Here is a 6900-nt window from a genome sequence, read left to right on the forward strand (position 1 = left end):
GCGAGGATCGTGGTTTTCGCAATACCGGCGGCTTGCTCAAGGCGGGGCACAGATTCGAGCAGGGCGGCGGGGCCGGAATTACGTTGCTGCAGTCCGGCGGTAATACCGAGTTTGAAGGTGGTGACACGGATTTCCTGATTCAGGCAGCAGGCGTTTACCTTGAAGCGGTGGCCAGTGATTACTGGCGGACCCGTATCCAGTTTTCAGAAGCCCGGGATGAGCAGGACACCTTCGGCAGTTATCCCAGCACCTACAATACCTTGTCCCGGGTCGCTCGCTGGGACAACACATTGACCGCCGGCGTGCACGAACTGGTGCTGGGTTCCGAGGTCATGTTCGATGAGGTGGACGGTAGCGACGATTTCTCGGAAAACAGCCGAAGCAACGCGGCGCTGTTTGGCCAGGGTCGCCTGAATTTTGGTGCCACCGATCTGATGCTCAGTCTGCGGGTTGATGATAACGAAGCCTTCGGGCGAGAGGAAACCGGTGGCATCGCTCTTGGTCACCGCCTTGATCGCGCCCACCGGGTTCGTCTGAGCTACGCCACCTCGTTCCGGGCCCCCACCTTCAACGATCTCTACCTGACAACGCCGTTCTATACGGGTAACCCGGACCTGGAAGCGGAAAGGGGGCAGATGGTGGAGTTCGGCGTTTCTGGTCGTTATAGCCAGTGGTTCTGGGATCTGGCCCTGTATCAGAATGATGTGGATGAACTGATCACCTATGTTTCCGACCCTGTCACCTGGGACGGAACCATGGAAAATGTGGAGACCGCGCGCATTCGCGGTATGGAGTTATCCGCCGGGCGGGAGGTCTCAGGCTGGAATCTTGGGGCGGCGGTGACCTACGCTGATAGTGAGAACCGGGATACCGGCGCACGTCTGCCACGACGGGCGGAAAAGAACCTGCGCCTTGATGCCGACCGCCTGTTTGCCAACTGGTCGGTGGGCGCCAGCCTTGTGGCCGAAGGCGATCGCTATAACGATGCGGGTAACACCAGCCTGTTGCCCGGCTATGGCACGGTGGATCTGCGGGCAGGCTGGAACTTCATGCCCGGCTGGTCTGCTACGTTCAAGGTGGATAACCTGCTTGATCGCCGCTATACCACGAGTCTGGGAAGCGATAGCGTTACCTTCGAACCGTTCGACTATCTGGCTTCAGGCCGCACCTTTATGGCCTCGGTACGTTATGATTTTAGCCGGTAAACGTTTCTTCAGGTGTGATGGGGCATGATGCAGACAATCAGGTTTCTGACCGTGGCTCTGACCGTGCTCGGCGCGTGGGTGGCGCTCTCGGCGCCGGTGTCTGCGCAGGATCTTTGCGCCCGTGATGGCCGCGATCAGTTGGTGTGCCTCGATCGCCCGGCTCAGCGCATTGTGTCTCTGTCACCAGGTGCCACCGAACTGCTGTTCTCGGCGGGCGCGGGTGACAGGGTGATCGCCGTCAGCGCCTGGAGTGACTACCCACCGCAGGCGGCGGAGTTGCCCCAGGTCGGTGACAGCAACCGGCTCGACCTTGAAACCATCATGGCCATGAGGCCGGATCTGGTGGTGGCCTGGGTCGATGGTAACTCCAGGCAGCAGCTTGATCGGCTTATGGAGTTGGGCATACGGGTATTCTGGCTGGCGCCCCGGGAATTCGCTGATATTGCCTGGGCTATTGCGGATCTGGCCCTGTTCGCCGGTACCCGGGATGTGGGAGCACTGCGGGCAGCGAGGTTTCGGGACGGGGTGGAGGCACTGCAGGGTCGTTACGCCGATGCGGAACCGGTGCGGGTATTTTACCAGGTCTGGAATCAGCCCCTGATGACCGTGAACCGGCAGGAATTGATTGGTAAGGCCATCGAACTGTGTGGGGGGCAGAATGTGTTTGCGGATCAGTCACGGCTGGTACCCCGGGTCAGTCGTGAGGCGGTGCTGGATGCGGCACCGGAAGTGATTCTGACTGCAGGCCGTGGTGACAATGACCGGAGCTGGCTGGATGAGTGGCGCCAGTTCCCCGGTCTGCCCGCGATTGCCGCTGACAACCTTTACCTGGAGCCGCCGGATCTGCTGGCGCGTCCGACCGAGCGTATGCTGGACGGTATCAGTCACCTGTGTCAGACCCTGGAGCAGGCCCGTGCCCGTCTCTGACTATGGCCGGTCGCTGGTCGTGTTATTGCTGCTCAGTGGCGCGGCCATGCTGGTCTCGGTCAGTGTCGGCAGCAGCCAGCTGGGGCTGGCAGAAGTCATACAGGTCGCACTTGGCCGTGGCTCAGAGCTAGAACGCACGCTGGTACTGGACCTGCGTCTGCCGCGGGTCCTGAGTGCGTTTGCTACCGGTGGTCTGCTCGCCGTGGCGGGCGCCCTGATGCAGGTGTTGCTGCGTAATCCGCTGGCGGATCCCTATGTTCTCGGATTGTCCGGCGGTGCCGCCGTAGGCGCCCTGTTGGCCATGCTGGCGGGACTGGCGAGTGTTCTGGTGTCCGGAGCGGCGTTCGGCGGGGCCCTGTTTGCGACGCTGCTGGTCTTCGGTCTTGCCCATGGTACCGGCAGCTGGACGCCCTCTCGCTTGCTGCTGACCGGCGTGGTGGTGGCTGCAGGCTGGGGTGCGGTGATTACGCTGATGCTCGCGCTGGCGCCAGCCCGGCAGCTGCCTGGCATGCTGTACTGGCTGATGGGGGATCTGGCCTACGCCAGAGCGCCCTGGCCGGGTCTTGTGCTAATGCTGGTGACCTGTCTGGTGGCGGTTCCGCTGGGTCGCAGTCTGAACGTACTGGCCCGGGGGCCCCTGCAGGCGGCGGCCCTCGGTGTCTCGGTACGACCGCTGGAATGGCTGATCTACATTGCCGCCAGCCTGCTGACCGCCACTGCGGTGACCACGGCGGGTGCCATCGGCTTTGTGGGTCTGGTGGTGCCACACATGTTGCGCCTGGTGCTGGGCAATGATCAGCGGCTGATTCTGCCGGCGTGCGCTCTGGCCGGGGGCACCTTGCTGGTGTTGGCGGATACCCTGGCGCGGGTGGTGATTGCGCCGGAGCAGTTGCCGGTGGGGGTTATCACCGCGCTGCTTGGGGTGCCAACCTTTCTTTACCTGCTGCACCGGAGCCGCTGATGGATCCGTTACAGGCTGATCAGCTGATTATCGATATCCCCGACCGGGCCAGCGGTAGTGCTCTCAATTTTACCATCGGGCCGGGCCAGATCTGGGGTGTGCTGGGCCCCAACGGTGCCGGCAAGACTACCCTGCTGCATACCCTTGCCGGCCTGCGGGCACCCCGCAGCGGCGCTGTCCGGCTTGGTGAGCGGTCACTGACCGCGATGAAGCGCCGAAGCGTGTCGCAGCAGCTGGGTCTGGTGTTCCAGGAACGCCAGGACGGCTTTCCGGCAACGGTTCTGGAAACGGCACTGATCGGTCGCCACCCCTGGTTGTCGCCCTGGCAGATGGAAAGCGGGCAGGACCTTGGGCTGGCTATGGCGGCACTGCAACAGCTGGATGTGGCCCATCTCAAGGACCGCCTGGTCAGCAGCCTGTCTGGCGGAGAACGCCAGCGGGTAGCCATTGCCACGGTGCTGTGTCAGTCGCCCATGACCTGGCTGCTGGACGAACCGACCAATCATCTGGATCTGCACCATCAGGTGTCTGCGTTGCAGCTGCTGACCGAACAGGCGCAGTCGGGCCGGGCGGTCTTTATGTGTCTGCACGACCTTAATCTGGCGGCGCGCTGGTGCGATCATCTGTTGCTGCTCTATCCCGATGGCAATGCCTGTTGGGGCGCTGCAGAGCAGATGCTGGTGCCGTCGGTACTGGAACAGTTGTACGGCCAGAAACTGATGACCGTTGAAGCTGACGGTGCGCCGGTGTTTGTACCGGTGCGCTGAACTGAAGTTCAGGGTCGCCAGTGTCGGGGCCGGGCAGGGCTGCCGGGGGGCTGTGCCGGGCGGGACACCAGTCTGGCAAGCGGCAGATTGGCCCAGGCAATAACCACCAGTAGCAATACAGAGCTGACCACCACATAGATGATGGCGGGTATGGCGAGGTAGGCCTTGTCCAGCAGGCCCGCGATAACCAGGGCCAGCAGGGTGTTCTGAATGCCTGTCTCGATGCAGATGCTGATGCTTTGGGACCGGTTGAGCCGGAACAGGCGGGCGCTGCAGAAGCCGATGGTCATGGTGGTGACACACAGGGCGGTGACCACGGCGCCTGCCTGGCGGCTGTATTCGATAAACGCGGCGTACTCACTGATCATCACCCCGACAATCATCAGCGCCAGCAAGGTAAATCCGCTGATTTTGACGTAACGCTCGGCACCGGCCGTGAAACGGGGCCAGCGGTGGTTGATCAGCATGCCGAGGGCCACCGGCGCCACCACCATCATGATCAGTCGCAGGGCGGTCTCGCCTACAGGCAGGGTCCGGGTCAGCTCCTGCTCCAGGAAGTACGCCATAGCGGCGTTGGTCAGCAGCGGCAGCGTCACGATGATCAGGCCACCACTGATCAGGGTCAGGCTCACCGACAGCGCAACATCCCCTCTCGCCAGCAGGGTCGAAATATTGGAGCCCACGCCGCCCGGGCAGAAGGTCAGCAGCATCACGCCCACCGCGATCTCCGGCCGGACATCAAAGGCCAGCACCATGGCGAAGCCCACCAGAGGCAGCACCACCGCCTGATTGATAGCGCCGATGCTGATGGCTTTGGGGTACCGCACAATGCGATGGACGTCCTGCCAGTGCATGGTCATGCCCATGCCCAGGGTCATCAGAAATAACAGTGCAGGTGAAATAAGTTTGACGGCGGAAATGGTGTCCATGGGTATGCCCGGTCCTGGGTCGCTTGCTGAAACCGGCGCTTGATCAGACCGCGGGTTCCGTGCAGTTAACAGCCTTGTTGGGCGGTTATTGCAACAGGCGCGGGCACTGCGGTCGCGGCACTGGGTCCCAGACTTTCATGAAATGCGGCCGCTTGAATCACGATCTGTTCAGCTTTGAGGTAGCTCGCAAATCCTGAATATCCGCATTGCGCTGTGGCCCCCGGTTTTTATACTGAGCCGTCAACTCAGGATGAGGTTGCTCCCGTGAGCACAGGACATAAAACGGAAACGGTTAACGCTCGCCTTGTATCAAAAAAACAGATTCACACGGGCCAGAACACCGGTCGTCATTACCTGACCGGGCTCGATATCTTTGGTGGCCTGGTGACCGTGCCGTTGTTCTACCTGTATCCCCAGGGTCTGGACGTTGCTCTGGTGGAGCGGTCGCTGGCCAGTACCCTGAAAAAATACCCGCTGGTTGCCGGGCGGATGAAAAAGGACAGCGACGGTTATTCTTACATAGACGCCGATGATGCCGGCGTGCCCTTCGAGGTATACGCAGCCGAGGGCCCCTTGCCCGCCTACGGACCGGACTATCCCAGCCAGAATGATGTCCGCCAGTACTACCAACGGGTATTTCCCTGGACCATCTACAAGCCGGATACCCCGGTGTTCAGTGTCAGAATTTACCGGTTCGCAGATGGCGGAGCCATTCTCAGCGTGGCTCCGGTGCATACCCTGATTGATGGCAGCAGTTTGTGGATGTTCATACAGGACTGGTCCCGGGCGGCGCTGGGTCAGGGGGAGCCTGATGATATCGTTGAGCGGGATTACCTGTTGAACCTCAGTAAACAGTGTGTCGGCCGTCCTTTCCGGGAGGATTGTGTGGGGGCTTACGGGATCTGGCAACGACTGGGGCTGTACGCGCGGCTGGCCCTGGAGGCCGCCAGCAACAAACTCGACATACACCGGATTCCGGCCAGCTTTCTGGCCAGTCTGCGGACGCAGTTCCTGGCGGAATATCCTGACGGCCCCAGGGTCAGTGATGTGGACCTGCTCACGGCGCAGTGTCTGAAAGTGATTGCGGGCCTGCGGAATTATCGCAACGATCTCTGTGTCGGTGTGGTGGTGGATTTCCGCTTCAAGCGGGATCTGGAAATTCCCCGCCGCCTGTTCGGCGTGGCCCTCGGCCAGGAGGAACGTCAGTTTTCGGCGCAGCAGCTGGCCGACAGTTCGGTGGCTGCGCTGGCGCTTGCTATTCGCAATCCGGTGGTGAGGCAGACGAGCGAGGACTGGCTGGGTTATCTGGGATTCATGGAAAGCCGGCGGCAGCAAAAGCAGATTGCCAGCGTCATTCCCCGCTCGGTCATCCGAGGCCTGGAAGGCGGCTTCATGCAGAACAATTACTGCGCACTGCCGGTGTATGACGCCGATCTGGGCACCGGTAAGCCTTCCTGGTACACACCCGTGGCAGCACCCTTTCGCATGGTGAAAATCGTGCCGACGGCGGAGGCAGACGGCAGCGTGGATCTGCACCTGATCCTGAACCGGAAGGAATTGCGGGCCTTCCGGGAGCTGTTCTCCGGTTTGTAAAAAGGCCCCGGGGCGTTATTTATGACTCAGCAGGCGCCGTTTCAGCTGACTTGGCCGGATCCTTGTTGGCGACTGCTCCCTTTGGCTTTTCCGGGGTGCGGCGGAAGGGATACAGCAGCTGCTGCCAGTAGTTATGCATCGGATAATCCTTTTCATGGGACAGCCCGATTTTATCCGGCATCTCCCGGTCTTTTGGGTAGTAAAAGGTGCCGAACAGATGATCCCACAACATGAACCCCCCAAAGTTTTTCGCTTCACGGTATTTGGTGGAATGATGCCAGCGGTGCATTTCATTGGTGCCGATAAGGTAATTGAGGGCGCCATGACGGAGGTCGATGTTCAGATGGGTGATGGTGGCCAGCACACTGCCAATGACGGCCACTGCCACAAAGGCCTCCTGACTGATGCCTGATTGCAACAGCACGAACACCGGTATAAAACGTCGTATCAGTACGTCGAGGGGATGCACCCGATAGGCGTTCATCAGGGTGAACCGGTGAGCACTGTGGTGTACCGAG

The 6900-nt window shown here is 61.1% G+C and carries 7 protein-coding genes; 5 read left to right on the forward strand and 2 right to left on the reverse strand.

The window, feature by feature from the left end; all coding sequences use genetic code 11:
* The 4 genes from AAC035_RS16550 to AAC035_RS16565 all read left to right on the forward strand — a co-directional run.
* Nucleotides 1-1205 (forward strand): TonB-dependent receptor (locus AAC035_RS16550; RefSeq protein WP_339806095.1); only part of this gene is annotated, 1205 nt, incomplete at its 5' end.
* 24 nt (nucleotides 1206-1229) lie between these two features.
* Nucleotides 1230-2132 carry a cobalamin-binding protein gene (locus tag AAC035_RS16555; protein ID WP_339806096.1) on the forward strand — a complete coding sequence of 301 codons (903 nt, stop codon included), beginning with the start codon at nucleotides 1230-1232 and terminating at the stop codon, nucleotides 2130-2132.
* Between the two features lie 46 nt (nucleotides 2133-2178).
* Nucleotides 2179-3093, forward strand: coding sequence for an iron ABC transporter permease (locus AAC035_RS16560; RefSeq protein ID WP_339806102.1), 915 nt, complete (start codon nucleotides 2179-2181; stop codon nucleotides 3091-3093).
* Nucleotides 3093-3860: an ABC transporter ATP-binding protein gene (locus tag AAC035_RS16565; protein ID WP_339806098.1), complete on the forward strand. Its 768-nt coding sequence runs from the start codon at nucleotides 3093-3095 to the stop codon at nucleotides 3858-3860. The genes AAC035_RS16560 and AAC035_RS16565 overlap by 1 nt, the downstream gene beginning before the upstream one ends.
* 8 nt (nucleotides 3861-3868) lie before the next feature.
* On the opposite strand, the gene AAC035_RS16570 is transcribed toward AAC035_RS16565, so the two are convergent.
* Complete coding sequence (locus AAC035_RS16570; RefSeq protein WP_339806099.1) at nucleotides 3869-4789, reverse strand: bile acid:sodium symporter family protein; 921 nt, start codon at nucleotides 4787-4789, stop codon at nucleotides 3869-3871.
* A gap of 264 nt (nucleotides 4790-5053) precedes the next feature.
* Here AAC035_RS16570 and AAC035_RS16575 point away from each other — a divergent pair, with 264 nt between their 5' ends.
* Complete coding sequence (locus AAC035_RS16575) at nucleotides 5054-6382, forward strand: acyltransferase (RefSeq protein ID WP_339806100.1); 1329 nt, start codon at nucleotides 5054-5056, stop codon at nucleotides 6380-6382.
* Between the two features lie 19 nt (nucleotides 6383-6401).
* On the opposite strand, the gene AAC035_RS16580 is transcribed toward AAC035_RS16575, so the two are convergent.
* The coding region (locus AAC035_RS16580) for a sterol desaturase family protein (protein ID WP_339806101.1) at nucleotides 6402-6900 on the reverse strand (499 nt) is incomplete at its 5' end.

Origin of the sequence: uncultured Marinobacter sp. (assembly GCF_963974375.1) — a bacterium.
In the GTDB taxonomy this organism is placed as follows: domain Bacteria; phylum Pseudomonadota; class Gammaproteobacteria; order Pseudomonadales; family Oleiphilaceae; genus Marinobacter.